The organism is Bacillus sp. JS, from assembly GCF_000259365.1.
Lineage (GTDB): Bacteria > Bacillota > Bacilli > Bacillales > Bacillaceae > Bacillus > Bacillus stercoris.
This window is the reverse complement of sequence record NC_017743.1, coordinates 2451476-2466827: the sequence shown is the minus strand read 5'-3', so window position 1 is coordinate 2466827 and position 15352 is coordinate 2451476. Positions and strand designations below refer to the sequence as shown.

The following is a 15352-nucleotide window of genomic DNA, read 5'->3' as shown; positions in this document are numbered from 1 at the left end:
GAATAAAGCAGGCATGGTGACCATGTCTGCTTTTTTATATTGGGAAAATAATAATGAAAGGAGTACATTCCAGTTGAAAGTCTTTTTTCTGCCAGCAGGAATTGATTTTTCAGCCTATAATGCCTTCACAAAATCACGTTTTTCCTGTTTGATTATCGCCTCTTTTTTTCCTACAATACGCATGGAAAGGAGAGGGAATCAAATTGGATTCAATAGAAAAGATAAGCAAAAACTTGATTGAAGAGGCATATCTAACAAAGGCTTCTGATATTCACATCGTGCCGAGGGAGCGAGACGCTATCATTCATTTTCGGGTCGATCATGCCTTGCTGAAAAAAAGGAACATGAAAAAAGAAGAGTGCGTAAGACTGATTTCACATTTTAAATTTCTTTCTGCAATGGACATAGGGGAAAGGCGAAAGCCGCAAAACGGTTCGCTTACGTTAAAGCTGAAAGAGGGAAATGTTCATTTAAGAATGTCAACGCTCCCCACAATTAATGAAGAAAGCCTCGTGATCAGAGTGATGCCTCAATACAATATCCCTTCGATTGATAAACTGTCGTTATTTCCAAAGACAGGAGCCACATTACTCTCATTTTTAAAACATTCCCATGGCATGCTCATTTTTACCGGGCCGACTGGTTCAGGGAAGACAACCACATTATACTCTCTGGTTCAATACGCAAAAAAACACTTTAATCGAAATATTGTCACATTAGAGGACCCTGTTGAAACTAGGGACGACGACGTTCTTCAGGTTCAGGTGAATGAAAAAGCCGGTGTAACTTATTCCGCAGGTCTGAAGGCAATTTTGCGCCATGACCCCGATATGATTATTTTAGGTGAGATCAGAGATGCGGAAACAGCTGAAATTGCGGTGCGGGCAGCGATGACGGGACATCTGGTACTGACGAGCCTTCATACGAGAGATGCAAAGGGCGCAATTTACAGGCTGCTTGAATTCGGTATCAATATGAATGAAATTGAACAGACCGTCATTGCAATAGCGGCTCAGCGCTTGGTTGATTTGGCTTGTCCATTTTGTGAAAACGGATGTTCATCAGTATATTGCCGTCAGTCACGAAATACCAGAAGAGCTGGCGTTTATGAGCTTCTTTATGGGAAAAACCTTCAGCAATGTATCCAGGAGGCAAAAGGAAATCATGCAAATTACCAATATCAAACACTTCGTCAAATTATCAGAAAAGGAATTGCGCTCGGCTATTTAACGACAAACAACTATGACCGGTGGGTTTATCATGAAAAAGATTAGAAAAACCTGGCCGTTAAAGGATCAGGCCCGGTTATTAAAGCGGCTCGGAGAAATGACGGCAAGCGGATATACACTTCTGGATGGATTGCGCCTGATGGAACTTCAGATGAATAAGAGGCAGTCAGCTGACTTGACTGATACGGTCACTCGTTTGAGGGAAGGGGCTCCGTTTTATCAAGTATTAAAGCGTTTGTCATTTCATAAGGAAGCTGTAGGTATTTGTTATTTTGCTGAAACACATGGTGAACTGCCTGCCTCCATGATCCAGAGCGGAGAGCTGCTTGAACGAAAAATTGCACAGGCAGACCAGCTGAAAAGGGTGCTGCGCTATCCGCTTTTCCTCATCTTCACCGTTGCTGTCATGTTTTATATGTTACAGTCCATCATCATTCCTCAATTTTCCGGTATCTATCAATCGATGAATATGGAAACCTCACGTTCAACCGATATGCTTTTTGCTTTTTTTCAGCATATTGATCTTGTGATCATTTTGCTGATTCTTTTTTCAGCTGGTATCGGGATTTATTATTGGTTTGTGTTTAAGAAAAAATCACCTGCTAGGAAAATGCTTATTTGTGTCAGGATTCCTTTTGTCGGAAAGCTTGTCAGACTGTTTAACAGCTACTTTTTTTCTTTGCAGCTAAGCAGCCTTTTAAAATCAGGCCTCTCCATTTATGACAGCCTTCATGCATTTAAACATCAAACGTTTCTCCCTTTCTACCGCTGCGAGGCAGAACACGTGATTGAACGGCTAAAAGCCGGTGAATCAATTGAAGCGGCTATTTGTGGGAGCCCTTTTTTTGAAACTGATTTTTCAAAAGTCATATCCCATGGCCAGCTGAGCGGCCGTCTAGATCGTGAGCTTTTCACATACAGCCAGTTCATATTGCAGCGGCTGGAGCATAAGGCGCAAAAATGGACAGGCATCCTTCAGCCGATGATTTATGGATTTGTTGCTGCAATGATCTTACTTGTGTATTTATCTATGCTTTTGCCTATGTATCAGATGATGAATCAAATGTGAAAGGAAGAGGCTGATGAATGAAAAAGGATTTACACTTGTTGAAATGTTGATCGTGCTCTTCATTATTTCCATATTGCTTTTAATTACAATACCGAACGTGACGAAACATAATCAAACCATTCAAAAAAAGGGCTGTGAAGGCTTACAAAACATGGTTAAAGCACAAATGACTGCATTTGAGCTTGATCATGAAGGACAAACTCCGAGCCTTGCCGATTTGCAGTCAGAGGGCTATGTGAAAAAGGATGCTGTCTGTCCAAATGGGAAGCGCATTATCATCACTGGCGGAGAAGTTAAGGTTGAACATTAAACTAAACGAGGAGGAGGGGTTTACCCTTTTAGAAAGTTTGCTTGTGTTAAGTATAGCCTCTATCCTCCTAATTGCCGTCTTCACCACACTTCCTCCTGCTTATGAGAATACAGCTGTCCGACAGGCAGCATGGCAGCTGAAAAATGATATGATGCTCGCACAGCAGACTGCGATTTCCAGTCAACAAAGAACAAAAATTCTCTTTCACAAAAAAGAATATCAATTAGTCATGGGTGATACGGTAATTAAACGTCCTTATGCAACGGGACTTTCTATAAAACCGCTGACATTAAAAGACCGTTTGGAATTTAATGAGAAAGGGCACCCGAATGCAGGCGGGAAAATACAAGTAAAAGGCTATGCGACTTATGACATAACAGTTTATTTAGGGAGCGGGAGAGTCAATGTGGATAGGAAGTAAAGGTTTTTCTACAATAGAAACAATGTCTGCGCTAAGCCTATGGCTGTTTGTGCTGCTGACAGTTGTCCCCTTGTGGGACAAGCTGATAGCTGATGAAAATATGTCGGAATCACGAGAAATCGGTTATCAGATGATGAATGAGAGCATTAGCAAATATGTCATGACTGGTGAAGGAGCCGCGTCAAAAACGATGACAAAGAACAACCAGACCTATGCTATGACGTGGGAGGAGGAGGGCGAATATCAAAACGTATGCATCTCAGCGGCAGCTTATAAAGAGAAATCATTTTGCCTCAGCATTCTGCAGACAGAATGGCTACACGCTTCTTAACGTATTATTTTCTCTCTCTGTCTTTTTGCTCATATCAGGATCGTTAGCGACGATTTTCCATCTGTTTTTATCTCGACAGCAGGAGCATGGCGGTTTCACACAGCAAGAATGGATGATTTCGATAGAACAGATGATGAATGAATGCAAGGAGTCACAGGCAGTTAAGACAGCCGAGCATGGGAGCGTTTTAATTTGCACCAACCTTTCCGGGCAAGACATCCGTTTTGAAGTTTATCATTCTATGGTAAGAAAAAGAGTGGATGGCAAAGGGCATGTTCCCATTTTAGATCATATTACAGCTATGAAAGCTGATATTGAAAATGGTGTTGTTTTGCTGAAAATTGAGAGTGAGAAAAAAGTGTATCAAACTTCTTTTCCGGTTTATTCGTATTTAGGAGGAGGGTGAATGTACCGTACGAGTGGGTTTATTTATCCAGCTGTTCTTTTTGTGTCAGCACTTGTGCTGTTAATCGTGAACTTTACTGCTGCTCAATATATTTCACGCTGCATGTTTGAGAAGGAAACGAAAGAGTTATATACAGGAGAGAATTTGCTTCAGAATGGTGCGCTTCTTTCAATTCGGCATGTCCTTGAGCAACAGAAAGGGCAGAAGGGTACGCAGCAATTTCCATATGGACAGGTTTCTTATTATATTCACGATACATCAATAAAAGAGCAAAAAGAAATCAACTTAAAAGTGTTGACGGAGTCGGGAACAGAAAGAACTGCACTGATCGTGTTTGATCAAAAACAGAAAAAAATGCTGAGCTGGACAGAATAAAGCAGTGGAAAGGGTATAAAAAAAGTCATATGAGACAACACTTCATAATAATTGAATGATGAGGTGATCACGTGAAAACGAATGATTATGTGAAATATATGACGCAGCAATTTGTCAAATATATAGATACTCCGAGAGATGAGCGAAAAGAACGAAAAGAGGTGCGGAAAGAAACAAAAACGCCCGCTTCCCAGCAGTGGTTCGGTATTTTACCCTATGGCTTCCGTCTTTGGCTCAAGCGGAAAAAATAACCGTAAATTAACGAATAAGGTCCTTCAAAAATGGAGGACCTTATTGATATTCTTCTAAAATGGCAATTTTATTGACCTTTTGGCTATAAGGATCAAATGAAATCGTCACAAAAACACCGAATTCTTTTGACCCTTCCCTCAAAGTTAAATGGTATTGCTTCACTGCTTCATCTTTTCTTTTGCGGTCCCATACTTTTTGTTTGAACAGTACCTGTGCGAGCGGGTACCTTTTTTTTGCTTCTTTTACAGCGATTTCTTCCCATTTGGACATGTGGCGGGCGGTTACGAGCGGTGCGTCTTCTGCGTGAGCGGCAGCGGTGCCGAAGACGAGAAGAGATAGACAAATCACACATTGTTTGATCATCATGCTGTCACCCTTTCTTTGTTTATTATTACCAAATTAGAGCGGGATATGCATTTAATTTCTCACATAACAATCCCAAAAATTTCTAAAAAATTGAAAACGTGAGCAATATGGAGCGAGACTTTGTAATATGGCGAAATCATTCTTTTAAACGAACAAAATGGTCGATTTTGATGTTTTTAAATCTATAAATCGTTGATTATACTCTATTTGTGTAGTTCTTTAAAGAGAACGATTGTCATATCAAGTTACAGTGTTTTACAGGAGGTAAGATATGTTTCGATTGTTTCGCAATCAGCAAAAGGCGAAGACAAAACTGAAAGTGCTGCTTATCTTTCAGCTTTCAGTCATTTTCAGTCTGACTGCCGCAATATGCTTACAATTTTCCGATGATACAAGCGCTGCTTTTCATGATATTGAAACGTTGGATGTCTCACTTCAAACGTGTAAAGACTTTCAGCATACAGATAAAAACTGCCATTATGATAAACGCTGGGATCAAAGTGATTTGCACATATCAGATCAAACAAATACGAAAGGGACTGTATGCTCACCTATTACCTTATTTGCTGAGCTCAAAAATACAGGTGAGAAACTTAAGAAATCAAAGTGGAAGTGGGAGCTTCATAAGCTGGAAAATGCCCGCAAACCGTTAAAGAATGGGAATGTGATCGAAAAAGGGTTTGTCTCCAATCAAATTGGCGATTCACTTTATAAAATTGAGACGAAGAAAAAAATGAAACCCGGCATTTATGCATTTAAAGTATATAAACCGGCCGGCTACCCGGCAGACGGCAGTACATTTGAGTGGTCGGAGCCTATGACGCTTGCAAAATGCGATGAAAAACCGACAGTTCCTAAAAAAGAAACGAAGTCGCACGTCAACAAGGAAACAACACAAAACGATATACAGAAAAAAACAATTAAAGAAGAAACATCACAAGAAGCTGTAATAAAAGAAAATGAAACTCAAACAGATCAGAAGGAAAGCGGGGAAGAGGATGAAAAAAGCAATGAAGCTGATCAGTAATATTCTTTATGTGATCATCTTTACTCTTATTATAGTGCTGACACTTGTCGTGATTTCAACACGTTCATCCGGGGGAGAGCCGGCAGTGTTTGGGTACACGTTGAAATCAGTTCTGTCAGGTTCGATGGAGCCGGAGTTCAATACAGGTTCCTTAATATTGGTCAAAGAAATCACTGATGTGAAAGAGCTCCAAAAAGGTGACGTTATTACATTTATGCAGGATGCAAATACGGCGGTCACTCACAGAATTGTTGGCATCACTAAGCAAGAAGACCATTTGTTATTTAAAACAAAAGGTGATAATAATGCTGCAGCCGATTCAGCGCCTGTATCCGACGAAAATGTTCGCGCGCAATACACAGGTTTTCAGCTTCCATATGCCGGCTATATGCTTCATTTTGCCAGCCAGCCGATTGGAACGGCAATTTTATTAATTGTTCCTGGCGTGATGCTGCTAGTGTACGCTTTTGTGACGATCACCAGCGCCATCAGAGAAATTGAAAGAAAGACAAAAGCCTTGGAAACAGATACAAAGGACAGCACCATGTCCACTTAACCTCAGTTGTAAACCTGGCAACAGGTTTCGATATAAAAATATTCAATAAAAGGGGAGTTAGCCATGGGTATGAAAAAGAAATTGAGTTTAGGAGTTGCTTCTGCGGCATTAGGATTAGCTTTAGTTGGAGGAGGAACATGGGCAGCATTTAACGATATTAAATCAAAGGATGCTACTTTTGCATCAGGTACGCTTGATTTATCTGCTAAAGAGAATTCAGCGAGTGTGAACTTATCAAATCTAAAGCCGGGAGATAAGCTGACAAAGGATTTCCAATTTGAAAATAACGGCTCACTTGCGATCAAAGAAGTTTTAATGGCACTTAATTATGGAGATTTTAAAGCAAACGGCGGCAGCAATACATCTCCGGAAGATTTTCTCAGCCAGTTTGAAGTGACATTATTGACAGTTGGAAAAGAGGGCGGCAATGGTTACCCGAAAAACATTATTTTAGATGATGCGAACCTTAAAGACTTGTATTTGATGTCTGCTAAAAATGATGCAGCGGCTGCTGAAAAAATTAAAAAACAAATTGACCCTAAATTCTTACATGCAAGCGGTAAAGTCAATGTAGCAACAATTGACGGTAAAACCGCTCCTGAATATGATGGTGTTCCAAAAACACCAACTGATTTCGATCAGGTTCAAATGGAAATCCAATTCAAAGATGATAAAACAAAAGATGAAAACGGGCTTATGGTTCAAAATAAATACCAAGGCAACTCCATTAAGCTTCAATTCTCGTTCGAAGCTACACAGTGGAACGGCCTGACAATCAAAAAGGACCATACTGATAAAGACGGTTACGTGAAAGAAAATGAAAAAGCGCACAGCGAGGATAAAAATTAAAAACAGCAATAAAAAGAGGCGGCCCAGTATATTGTATACTGGGCCGTCTCCATGTTTATTGACAAAAGAGGAGTTAGTGCCTCTGCTCAGGCACTACTCCTCTTTTTGGGATTTTCTCCATTTTTGATAATCTAAAAATTCACGAAATTGTTTTTTCGATACCCCGGATGTCATTGCATCGCGAACCAATTTCTCCCATTCACTATCTAATTGACCATCGTATTCGGTTTCATGTTTCTCATCGAGCAAAGTATGAACCGAGACGTCCAGAACAGCGGAGACTTTTTCGAGAAATTGAATGGAGGGGTTCGTTTGTAGATTTCGTTCTATTGAGCTTAAATAAGACTTCGCTACCCCAGCTTTTTCAGCTAGTTCTGATAGTGAGTAGCCTTTTTCTTTACGGTATTGTTTAATACGCTGGCCAATCAATGTCATCACCTTCCTTGTGATATTATAGCACATTCAGAAAGGATTTACGGTATGACTTCTGGCTGCCGGACCAGGATGAGCAGACTTTTTGTTTAAAAGTAAATATTTTCGTATTTCTTCCGGGCTGATATTTGCCTCTTTGGCTTCCACCATTAATTCAACCCATTCTTGATCCAATTCAAAGTGCTCTTGTTTTGCATTTTTCATGCAGTTTCTCCTCCTAAAATACTTGTTTATGTATTTCAGCCAGTCCGGCCATGACTCATTGTATGCTTCATTAGTCTCTGGAAGTCATTTGCCATTACAATTACCAGAATTTTTTTCCAATATACTTTTATTATAATCGCATTTTCTTAAAAAAAACGAGAATGGTGTCGAATGGTAAAAAAGTTAGCTTGAAATATTATTTTGCAGATAAAACAATCCGCCATTTTCAATTTCAACTGAAATCTTTGGTTGATACAACGTTTTCAGCGCCTGTTTTTCTAGATGGTATTCTTCTGGTTTTTCTTCTATATGCTCGTAAAACTTATCAAGCAATGTCATATCATTTCTCCACCTGTTAACCGCTTGTTCCGCCCAGTCGGACGGCTCCTGCATAGCGGATTTGGAAATATAGTTTTCCATACGTTTAAGCCCGCTTTCTGGTTTGATCATAGGTGAAATAGTGAAGCAATAGTCACATATTTGAGATGTCAGTGAAAGCTGGGTCAGCTTGCTTTGAAAATCTTCAATAATCGTTCCAGAGACTAGGTGAAGACCTAGTGACAATAGCTTATCCTTTTTCATGTCGGACTGGTATGAAATCGTGACATTTATACCAAGCCAAGGCTGAAGTGGGACTTTGGCTCCGGCTGATTCAATTTTCTCATACATTCTGGTAAATCTCCCATTTTGTTTAACAGCTTTAAATATTTGAAAAAGGCGCGGGGCCCCAAAATATATAAATTCGCCATCTAGGTCTTTTGGCGCATTTTCTTTATCTGTAATAAAGGTGATTTTCATTGGATTCGGATCACCGCCTGTCTTCTCACGCCAATGCCAATAGAAAGGGCGGTTCATGATCTGTTTGTCCATTTCAACTGTAAGCTGTACTGTCATATAGCCTAAGCCTTGATCGACGATTTGGCAGCTGTTTGCTTGAAAAAAACGCAGCAGAAAATCGTGAACCTCTCGCTGTCTCACTACTAAAACCTCCTTACAGGCTAAGATCCTCTTTTTTCAGCAGGCTGCTGTTTTTTATAAGACAAAAATGAGGTTAAGTTATCCATTTTTATTTTCATTTCTTCTTCTGTTGCTGAGTGATACAAAATGTCATGAAGGTGTTCTTCAAAATTGTTCACTTGAATTTTCGTTAAAATATCATCAAGTTCGCCAACCACTTTTTCAAACAAATGAATTTTTTCATATAAAAGCTTTAGAATATGCTCTTCCACTGTATGTTTTGTTGCCATGTTATAAATGTGCACGTCACGCTCCTGCCCTAGCCTGTGAATTCTTCCGATTCTTTGCTCAAGTCGCATCGGGTTCCATGGCAAGTCATAGTTGATCATGTGATTGCAAAATTGAAGGTTAATCCCCTCACCGCCTGCTTCAGTTGCAATAAGAACTTGAATCTTTCCGCGGAAAAGGTCCTTCATCCAGTCTTTTTTCCCGCGTTTAAATCCGCCTCTAAACGGCACAGAACTGATCCCGTTTTGTTGAAGAAACCACTGCAAATAAATCTGGGTTGCCCGGTATTCTGTAAAAATGATGACCTTATCGTCAATCTTTTTGATTAAATCAACGACTTGAAGCGCTTTAGAATTTTGTGTCACTTGATTGATGCGCTCTATTAAAACTGAAATCGTATGCTCATCAATGGCAGGTGCTTGTTTCTCTTTTTGATCAAGCATTTTTTTCAGCGTCATATATACCGCTTCTCTGCTCGAACAGCATTCTCTTTGCAAGGTCATAATTGAGAACATGCTGGCCGGCTTATTGATACTTTCCTTCAAGCGAGAAATTTCATCATAAAGGGCCTGCTCTGAAGGAGAAAATTCAATCGGCACTGTTTCAACATGGCGCTGTTTCCAATTCAGCCCGGTATCCTGCCGCCTATTACGGATCATGACTTTATTCACAAGATCTTTTAAATGTTCATGCGCTTCTAAACTGGTTTTCTTGTTGGCGAACTCCTCCTGAAAGTGATTCTGGCTGCCTAAATGCCCCGGTTTTAGTAAGGACACCAAATTGAAAATCTCTTCGATACGGTTCTGAATTGGCGTCGCGGTAAGAAGCAGGCAATATTTTTTTACGAGATTCCGGACAAATTCATAGTTCTTCGTTTTGCTATTTTTCAGTTTGTGTGCCTCATCAATAATGACAAGGTCATATGGGATAGACAGAACGATTTCGCGATGGGGCGAGCGCTTTGCGGTGTCTATTGACGAGACGACAATATCGCATTGTTCCCACACATAGCTTTTCTTTTGTTCAACAGCCGGAATCAAAAATTTTTCCTGAAGCTCTTTGACCCACTGTGACACAAGGGAAGCGGGCACAAGGATCAAAATTTTTTTTGCTAACCCGCGAATCATATACTCTTTTAAAATTAAACCGGCTTCAACCGTTTTCCCGAGGCCGACCTCATCTGCTAAAATCGCTTTCCCGTTCATTTTTTCAACCACTTTTTGCGCCACCTCAAGCTGGTGTGGGAGCGGCGTAAAGGAAGGCAGGTATAAAGGAGCACGTAAGCCTTCAAACTCTGGAATTGCTAATGTTTTCTGGATTTCTGCAGAGAGTTTGTATAGTTCCCAGTTCGCCCAAGGGCCATCGTTTTTCAGCCTTTCAGCAAATTCTTCAGGCCATTTTGCATCGTAGATCATTTCTGCATTCATTGCTTTGAAACCGCCTTTCTTATTCTTCGATTCTTAAGATGAACAATATAAGAAAAATCTGCCCAAATTGCTGTTGCCCAGCATATAGTGATGATGGTAGGATATGAGTATGTATTTGATGTAAGATATTGCTATAGTATGTCCACAACAGCATGAAAATATGAGCGAATGACAGCAAGGGGAGAGACCTGACCGAAAACCTCGGGATACAGGCGCCGAAGGAGCAAACTGCTGAGTGAATCTCTCAGGCAAAAGAACTCTTGCTCGACGCAACTCTGGAGAGTGTTTGCGCGGATGCGCAAACCACCAAAGGGGACGTCTTTGCGTATGCAAAGTAAACTTTCAGGTGCCAGGACAGAGAACCTTCATTTTACATGAGGTGTTTCTCTGTCCTTTTTTGTATGTTTTTTAGCTGCGCCGTTGAAAAAGGGGAGGAATTAGATGCTGAAAAGAACGCCGTTATTTAACCTGTATAAGGAATATGGAGGAAAAACGATTGATTTCGGAGGCTGGGAGCTGCCTGTCCAATTTTCTTCTATAAAAAAAGAACACGAGGCTGTCCGAACTGCAGCCGGTTTGTTTGATGTATCCCATATGGGAGAAATCGAAGTATCAGGAAACGATAGTCTGTCTTTTTTGCAAAGGCTGATGACAAATGATGTTTCCGCGTTAACACCGGGACGTGCTCAATATACGGCGATGTGTTATCCGGATGGCGGAACCGTCGATGATTTGCTTATCTATCAAAAAGGAGAAAACCGCTATCTGCTTGTCATTAATGCTTCTAATATAGATAAAGACTTGGCTTGGATGAAAGAACATGCAGCAGGTGATGTGCAGATTGACAATCAGTCAGATCAAATCGCGCTCTTGGCTGTACAGGGGCCGAAAGCAGAAGCAATCTTAAAAAATCTGACAGCTGCAGATGTGTCTGCCTTAAAGCCGTTTGCGTTTATGGATGAAGCCGATATCAGCGGCTGCAAAACACTTATTTCCCGAACTGGCTATACGGGTGAAGACGGGTATGAAATTTACTGCCGCAGTGATGATGCTGTTCATATTTGGAAAAAAATCATTGATGCAGGGGATGCATATGGACTGATTCCATGTGGTCTCGGTGCACGTGATACGCTTCGATTTGAAGCGAAGCTCCCGCTGTATGGTCAGGAGCTGACCCGGGATATTACACCGATTGAAGCAGGTATAGGCTTTGCCGTAAAGTACAAAAAAGAGTCTGACTTTTTCGGGAAATCAGTATTGAGTGAACAAAAAGAAAACGGAGCGAAGCGTAAACTTGTCGGCCTCGAAATGATTGACAAAGGGATACCGCGGCACGGATATGAAGTTTTTCATAATGGCAAATCCGTAGGAAAGGTGACAACCGGCACGCAGTCACCCACATTAGGGAAAAACGTCGGCCTTGCCTTAATTGCTTCGGAAGCGAGTGATATCGGGACTGTTGTAGATGTAGAGATTCGCAAAAAATTAGTGAAAGCAAAGGTTGTCAAAACCCCATTTTATAAACGCTAATATTTTTCTTGGAGAGAGGAGTCAACACATGAAGCACCGTTATTTGCCCGCAACAGAAAAGGATAAACAGGAAATGCTTGCCGCGATCGGTGTAAGCAGCGTCGATGATTTATTTGCTGATATACCGGAGAACGTCAAATATAAAAAAGAGTATCAAATCAAAAAAGCGAAATCAGAAACGGAATTAACAAGAGAACTGACAAAGCTGGCCTCTAAAAATCGTGATACCGTACAATATGCTTCTTTCTTAGGAGCGGGTGTATATGACCACTATCAGCCTGTCATTGTGGATCATGTCATTTCGCGCTCTGAGTTTTATACCGCATATACGCCTTATCAGCCAGAGATTTCACAAGGAGAGCTTCAGGCGATTTTTGAATTCCAAACGATGATCTGTGAGCTGACGGGAATGGATATCGCCAACTCCTCTATGTATGATGGTGGTACAGCTTTGGCAGAAGCAGCAATGCTTGCTTCAGGCCACACGAAAAAGAAAAAAATCGTTGTGTCAAAAACCGTGCATCCTGAATCGCGGGAAGTGCTGAAAACGTACGCAAAAGGTCAGTATATCGAAGTTGTTGAAGTACCCGCTGCAGATGGCGTTACAGATCTTGATGCTTTGCGCCAAACCGTTTGCGAGGACACAGCCGCAGTGATCGTTCAATACCCGAATTTTTTTGGCCGGATTGAGCCGTTACAGGATATTGAGCCTATCGCTCATCAAGGGAAATCCATGTTTATTGTATCAGCCAACCCGCTTGCACTTGGCCTCCTCACGCCACCTGGCAAGTTTCACTCTGATATCGTCGTCGGTGATGCGCAGCCTTTCGGCATTCCTTCAGCATACGGCGGCCCGCACTGCGGCTTTTTTGCCGTTACGAAAAAATTGATGAGAAAGGTGCCGGGCCGCCTCGTCGGGCAAACGGAAGACGAAAACGGGAAAAGAGGCTTTGTGCTTACATTGCAAGCCAGGGAGCAGCATATTCGCCGGGATAAAGCAACATCAAATATTTGCTCGAACCAAGCGTTAAATGCGCTGGCGGCATCAGTGGCCATGACTGCTCTCGGAAAAAACGGTGTAAAAGAAATAGCCCGCCAAAATCTCTCAAAAGCCAACTATGCAAAGCAAGAAGCAAAAAAAGCAGGCCTTACCGTTATGTTTGACGGACCGATGTTTAATGAATTTGTCATCAAACTGGAGGAACCAGTGAGAGCTGTGAACCAGCGTTTGCTGGCAAAAGGAATGATTGGCGGATATGATCTTGGGCTGACGTACCCGGAGCTAAACTGTCATATGCTGGTTGCTGTAACGGAGCTGAGAACAAAAGAAGAAATTGACGCACTCATTCAGGAATTGGGGGATCGCCATGAGTAATCAGGATCAGGCACTTATTTTTGAGCTTTCCAGAGAAGGCCGTATCGGCTACAGTCTGCCGGAGCTCGATGTACCGGAAATCGAATTGGAGGACCTCTTGTCAGACACCTATATTCGTGACGAAGACGCAGCGCTGCCGGAGGTTTCAGAGCTGGATATCATGCGCCATTATACGGCGCTCTCCAAACGCAATCACGGGGTGGATTCCGGCTTTTACCCGCTCGGTTCTTGCACGATGAAATATAATCCGAAAATCAATGAGAAAATCGCGCGTATTCCCGGTTTTGCTGCGATTCACCCCCTTCAGGATGAAAGCACGGTACAAGGCGCGTTAGAGCTTTTATATGATTTAAGCAAGCACCTTGAAGAAATAACGGGAATGGATGAAGTAACGCTTCAGCCTGCTGCCGGAGCGCACGGTGAATGGACGGGGCTGATGATGATCCGCGCCTATCATGAAGCACGCGGGGATTTCAAGCGGACGAAGGTCATTGTCCCTGATTCCGCGCACGGGACGAATCCTGCATCAGCGACAGTAGCAGGCTTTGAAACCGTTACGGTGAAATCGAATGAAAATGGGCTTGTTGATTTAGAGGATTTAAAAAGAGCAGTGAATGAAGAAACTGCAGCTCTTATGCTGACGAATCCGAACACGCTCGGCTTGTTTGAGGAACAGATTACAGAGATGGCTGAGATTGTTCACGAAGCGGGAGGGAAATTGTACTATGACGGCGCTAATTTAAATGCCGTTTTAAGCAAAGCGAGACCTGGGGATATGGGATTTGACGTGGTGCACCTCAACCTGCATAAAACATTCACAGGCCCTCATGGCGGCGGAGGCCCCGGCTCAGGCCCTGTCGGTGTAAAACAAGATCTGATTCCGTATTTGCCAAAACCCGTTTTAGTCAAAAAAGAAGGGCGCTTTACGTTTGATTATGACCGCCCTCATGCGATCGGCCGCGTGAAGCCGTATTACGGCAACTTTGGCATTAATGTCAGAGCGTATACGTACATCCGTTCCATGGGGCCTGACGGGTTACAAGCTGTTACTGAGAACGCAGTGTTAAACGCCAACTATATGATGAGAAAGCTCGCGCCTTATTACGATCTTCCGTTTGACCGCCATTGCAAGCATGAATTTGTATTGTCAGGGAAGCGGCAGAAAAATCTGGGAGTGCGTACGCTTGATATTGCAAAACGGCTGCTTGATTTCGGCTATCATCCGCCGACAATTTATTTTCCGCTTAATGTTGAAGAATGCATCATGATTGAGCCGACAGAGACAGAATCAAAGGAAACATTGGATGCGTTTATTGATGCTATGATTCAAATCGCAAAAGAAGCGGAGGAGAATCCGGAGCTTGTTCAGGAGGCGCCGCATACAACGATTGTAAAAAGAATGGATGAAACAAAAGCGGCGAGACACCCGGTGCTCAGATACGAGGCGGAAGAGAAATAAATAAAAACAGCTGTCTGCCAGACAGCTGTTTTGCTTTATTTCTTCGCTTTAATCTTTCCGCCCCATTTTTTAAAGCCGCCTTTTAGGTTATAAATCTCAGTGCAGCCGTTTTTGCGCAGGGTTTGTGCCGCGCGTCCGCTGCGGACACTGTTTTGGCAGTATAGGTAAACAGGCTTGTCCGGACGGATTTCATTTTTTCTCTGTTTCAGCTGGGACAGCGGGATGTTGCGGGCGCCCAAAATATGTCCGCCCTCAAACTCATTCGGTTCACGAACGTCAATAAGCTGCGCTTTGCGGTAACCAGCGCGGAATTCTTCTTCGGTAAGTGTTTTCATAATACGCTGCTGATAAACATATGAAGCAATCATATAGACAATAAATGCAGCAAAAATAATCAAAACGATCATATTAGACAATGCGATTCTACTCCTTTAGCATATAAAATCAAAACCCTGCTTCATAAAACAAGGCCATAGAGCCGTTTTCGAC

Annotated in this window: 20 protein-coding genes and 1 riboswitch; of the genes, 14 read left to right on the top strand and 6 right to left on the bottom strand. The window is 42.1% G+C overall.

Going from position 1 to position 15352, the window contains the following annotated elements; translation table 11 throughout:
* Positions 1–203 precede the first annotated feature (203 nt).
* The 8 genes from comGA to MY9_RS12415 all read left to right on the top strand — a co-directional run bounded on the left by comGA (position 204) and on the right by MY9_RS12415 (position 4392).
* Complete coding sequence (gene comGA / locus MY9_RS12450) at positions 204–1274, top strand: competence protein ComGA (protein ID WP_041521378.1); 1071 nt, start codon at positions 204–206, stop codon at positions 1272–1274.
* Entirely contained in the window at positions 1261–2298 is a 1038-nt protein-coding gene (gene comGB / locus MY9_RS12445; RefSeq protein ID WP_014664594.1) for a competence type IV pilus assembly protein ComGB, read from the top strand. Before comGA ends, comGB begins: the two co-directional genes overlap by 14 nt.
* 13 nt (positions 2299–2311) lie before the next feature.
* A complete protein-coding gene (gene comGC, locus MY9_RS12440; RefSeq protein ID WP_003230162.1) occupies positions 2312–2608 on the top strand; it encodes a comG operon protein ComGC in 297 nt (98 codons plus the stop codon).
* Positions 2598–3029 (top strand): competence type IV pilus minor pilin ComGD, encoded by a 432-nt coding sequence (gene comGD / locus MY9_RS12435; protein WP_014664593.1) that lies wholly within the window; start codon positions 2598–2600, stop codon positions 3027–3029. Before comGC ends, comGD begins: the two co-directional genes overlap by 11 nt.
* Positions 3013–3360 carry a competence type IV pilus minor pilin ComGE gene (gene comGE, locus MY9_RS12430; protein WP_014664592.1) on the top strand — a complete coding sequence of 116 codons (348 nt, stop codon included), beginning with the start codon at positions 3013–3015 and terminating at the stop codon, positions 3358–3360. The genes comGD and comGE overlap by 17 nt, the downstream gene beginning before the upstream one ends.
* Positions 3361–3385: 25 nt before the next feature.
* Positions 3386–3766, top strand: a complete 381-nt coding sequence (locus MY9_RS12425) for a ComGF family competence protein (protein ID WP_014664591.1) — start codon at positions 3386–3388, stop codon at positions 3764–3766.
* Positions 3767–4141: a competence type IV pilus minor pilin ComGG gene (comGG, locus tag MY9_RS12420; protein WP_014664590.1), complete on the top strand. Its 375-nt coding sequence runs from the start codon at positions 3767–3769 to the stop codon at positions 4139–4141.
* Between the two features lie 71 nt (positions 4142–4212).
* Positions 4213–4392 (top strand): YqzE family protein, encoded by a 180-nt coding sequence (locus MY9_RS12415; protein WP_014480252.1) that lies wholly within the window; start codon positions 4213–4215, stop codon positions 4390–4392.
* A 40-nt stretch (positions 4393–4432) separates the two neighbouring features.
* Here MY9_RS12415 and MY9_RS12410 read toward each other — a convergent pair whose 3' ends face one another.
* Positions 4433–4759 (bottom strand): YqzG/YhdC family protein, encoded by a 327-nt coding sequence (locus tag MY9_RS12410; RefSeq protein ID WP_014664589.1) that lies wholly within the window; start codon positions 4757–4759, stop codon positions 4433–4435.
* 271 nt (positions 4760–5030) lie between these two features.
* Here MY9_RS12410 and tapA point away from each other — a divergent pair, with 271 nt between their 5' ends.
* From tapA to tasA, 3 genes are all read left to right on the top strand, one after another.
* Positions 5031–5786 (top strand): amyloid fiber anchoring/assembly protein TapA, encoded by a 756-nt coding sequence (gene tapA / locus MY9_RS12405; protein ID WP_014664588.1) that lies wholly within the window; start codon positions 5031–5033, stop codon positions 5784–5786.
* A complete protein-coding gene (gene sipW, locus MY9_RS12400; RefSeq protein WP_014664587.1) occupies positions 5770–6342 on the top strand; it encodes a signal peptidase I SipW in 573 nt (190 codons plus the stop codon). Before tapA ends, sipW begins: the two co-directional genes overlap by 17 nt.
* Before the next feature lie 63 nt (positions 6343–6405).
* Positions 6406–7191 carry a biofilm matrix protein TasA gene (tasA, locus tag MY9_RS12395; RefSeq protein WP_014664586.1) on the top strand — a complete coding sequence of 262 codons (786 nt, stop codon included), beginning with the start codon at positions 6406–6408 and terminating at the stop codon, positions 7189–7191.
* A 93-nt stretch (positions 7192–7284) separates the two neighbouring features.
* Here the strand turns inward: tasA and sinR are convergent, their stop codons facing one another.
* The 4 genes from sinR to MY9_RS12375 all read right to left on the bottom strand — a co-directional run bounded on the left by sinR (position 7285) and on the right by MY9_RS12375 (position 10499).
* Positions 7285–7620 carry a transcriptional regulator SinR gene (gene sinR / locus MY9_RS12390; RefSeq protein ID WP_003226345.1) on the bottom strand — a complete coding sequence of 112 codons (336 nt, stop codon included), beginning with the start codon at positions 7618–7620 and terminating at the stop codon, positions 7285–7287.
* 33 nt (positions 7621–7653) lie between these two features.
* The gene (gene sinI, locus MY9_RS12385) at positions 7654–7827 is read right to left on the bottom strand and encodes an anti-repressor SinI (RefSeq protein WP_003230187.1); all 174 of its coding nucleotides are present in this window, start codon (positions 7825–7827) and stop codon (positions 7654–7656) included.
* A gap of 183 nt (positions 7828–8010) precedes the next feature.
* On the bottom strand, positions 8011–8805 hold the full coding sequence (locus tag MY9_RS12380; protein WP_014664585.1) for a YqhG family protein: 795 nt from the start codon (positions 8803–8805) through the stop codon (positions 8011–8013).
* Positions 8806–8825: 20 nt separating this feature from the next.
* Positions 8826–10499, bottom strand: coding sequence for a DEAD/DEAH box helicase (locus MY9_RS12375; protein ID WP_014664584.1), 1674 nt, complete (start codon positions 10497–10499; stop codon positions 8826–8828).
* Between the two features lie 168 nt (positions 10500–10667).
* Positions 10668–10769: riboswitch (glycine riboswitch) on the top strand.
* A gap of 171 nt (positions 10770–10940) precedes the next feature.
* Between MY9_RS12375 and gcvT the strand changes: the two genes are divergently transcribed.
* From gcvT to gcvPB, 3 genes are read left to right on the top strand one after another with little or no spacing between them, the layout of a single operon-like run.
* Positions 10941–12029 (top strand): glycine cleavage system aminomethyltransferase GcvT, encoded by a 1089-nt coding sequence (gene gcvT / locus MY9_RS12370; RefSeq protein ID WP_014664583.1) that lies wholly within the window; start codon positions 10941–10943, stop codon positions 12027–12029.
* Between the two features lie 28 nt (positions 12030–12057).
* Positions 12058–13404 (top strand): aminomethyl-transferring glycine dehydrogenase subunit GcvPA, encoded by a 1347-nt coding sequence (gene gcvPA, locus MY9_RS12365; RefSeq protein ID WP_014664582.1) that lies wholly within the window; start codon positions 12058–12060, stop codon positions 13402–13404.
* A complete protein-coding gene (gene gcvPB / locus MY9_RS12360; protein WP_014664581.1) occupies positions 13397–14863 on the top strand; it encodes an aminomethyl-transferring glycine dehydrogenase subunit GcvPB in 1467 nt (488 codons plus the stop codon). Before gcvPA ends, gcvPB begins: the two co-directional genes overlap by 8 nt.
* A gap of 35 nt (positions 14864–14898) precedes the next feature.
* On the opposite strand, the gene MY9_RS12355 is transcribed toward gcvPB, so the two are convergent.
* On the bottom strand, positions 14899–15279 hold the full coding sequence (locus MY9_RS12355; protein ID WP_014664580.1) for a rhodanese-like domain-containing protein: 381 nt from the start codon (positions 15277–15279) through the stop codon (positions 14899–14901).
* Positions 15280–15352: the final 73 nt, after the last annotated feature.

Excerpts from the sequence above, each read along its gene's own strand:
- tapA (WP_014664588.1), top strand. The coding sequence starts at position 5,031 with ATGTTTCGATTGTTTCGCAATCAGCAAAAGGCGAAGACAAAACTGAAA.
- gcvPA (WP_014664582.1), top strand. The coding sequence starts at position 12,058 with ATGAAGCACCGTTATTTGCCCGCAACAGAAAAGGATAAACAGGAAATG.
- gcvT (WP_014664583.1), top strand. The coding sequence starts at position 10,941 with ATGCTGAAAAGAACGCCGTTATTTAACCTGTATAAGGAATATGGAGGA.
- comGG (WP_014664590.1), top strand. The coding sequence starts at position 3,767 with ATGTACCGTACGAGTGGGTTTATTTATCCAGCTGTTCTTTTTGTGTCA.
- comGB (WP_014664594.1), top strand. The coding sequence starts at position 1,261 with ATGAAAAAGATTAGAAAAACCTGGCCGTTAAAGGATCAGGCCCGGTTA.
- MY9_RS12410 (WP_014664589.1), bottom strand. The coding sequence starts at position 4,759 with ATGATGATCAAACAATGTGTGATTTGTCTATCTCTTCTCGTCTTCGGC.
- sipW (WP_014664587.1), top strand. The coding sequence starts at position 5,770 with ATGAAGCTGATCAGTAATATTCTTTATGTGATCATCTTTACTCTTATT.
- gcvPB (WP_014664581.1), top strand. The coding sequence starts at position 13,397 with ATGAGTAATCAGGATCAGGCACTTATTTTTGAGCTTTCCAGAGAAGGC.
- comGC (WP_003230162.1), top strand. The coding sequence starts at position 2,312 with ATGAATGAAAAAGGATTTACACTTGTTGAAATGTTGATCGTGCTCTTC.
- tasA (WP_014664586.1), top strand. The coding sequence starts at position 6,406 with ATGGGTATGAAAAAGAAATTGAGTTTAGGAGTTGCTTCTGCGGCATTA.
- MY9_RS12375 (WP_014664584.1), bottom strand. The coding sequence starts at position 10,499 with ATGAATGCAGAAATGATCTACGATGCAAAATGGCCTGAAGAATTTGCT.
- sinI (WP_003230187.1), bottom strand. The coding sequence starts at position 7,827 with ATGAAAAATGCAAAACAAGAGCACTTTGAATTGGATCAAGAATGGGTT.
- comGE (WP_014664592.1), top strand. The coding sequence starts at position 3,013 with ATGTGGATAGGAAGTAAAGGTTTTTCTACAATAGAAACAATGTCTGCG.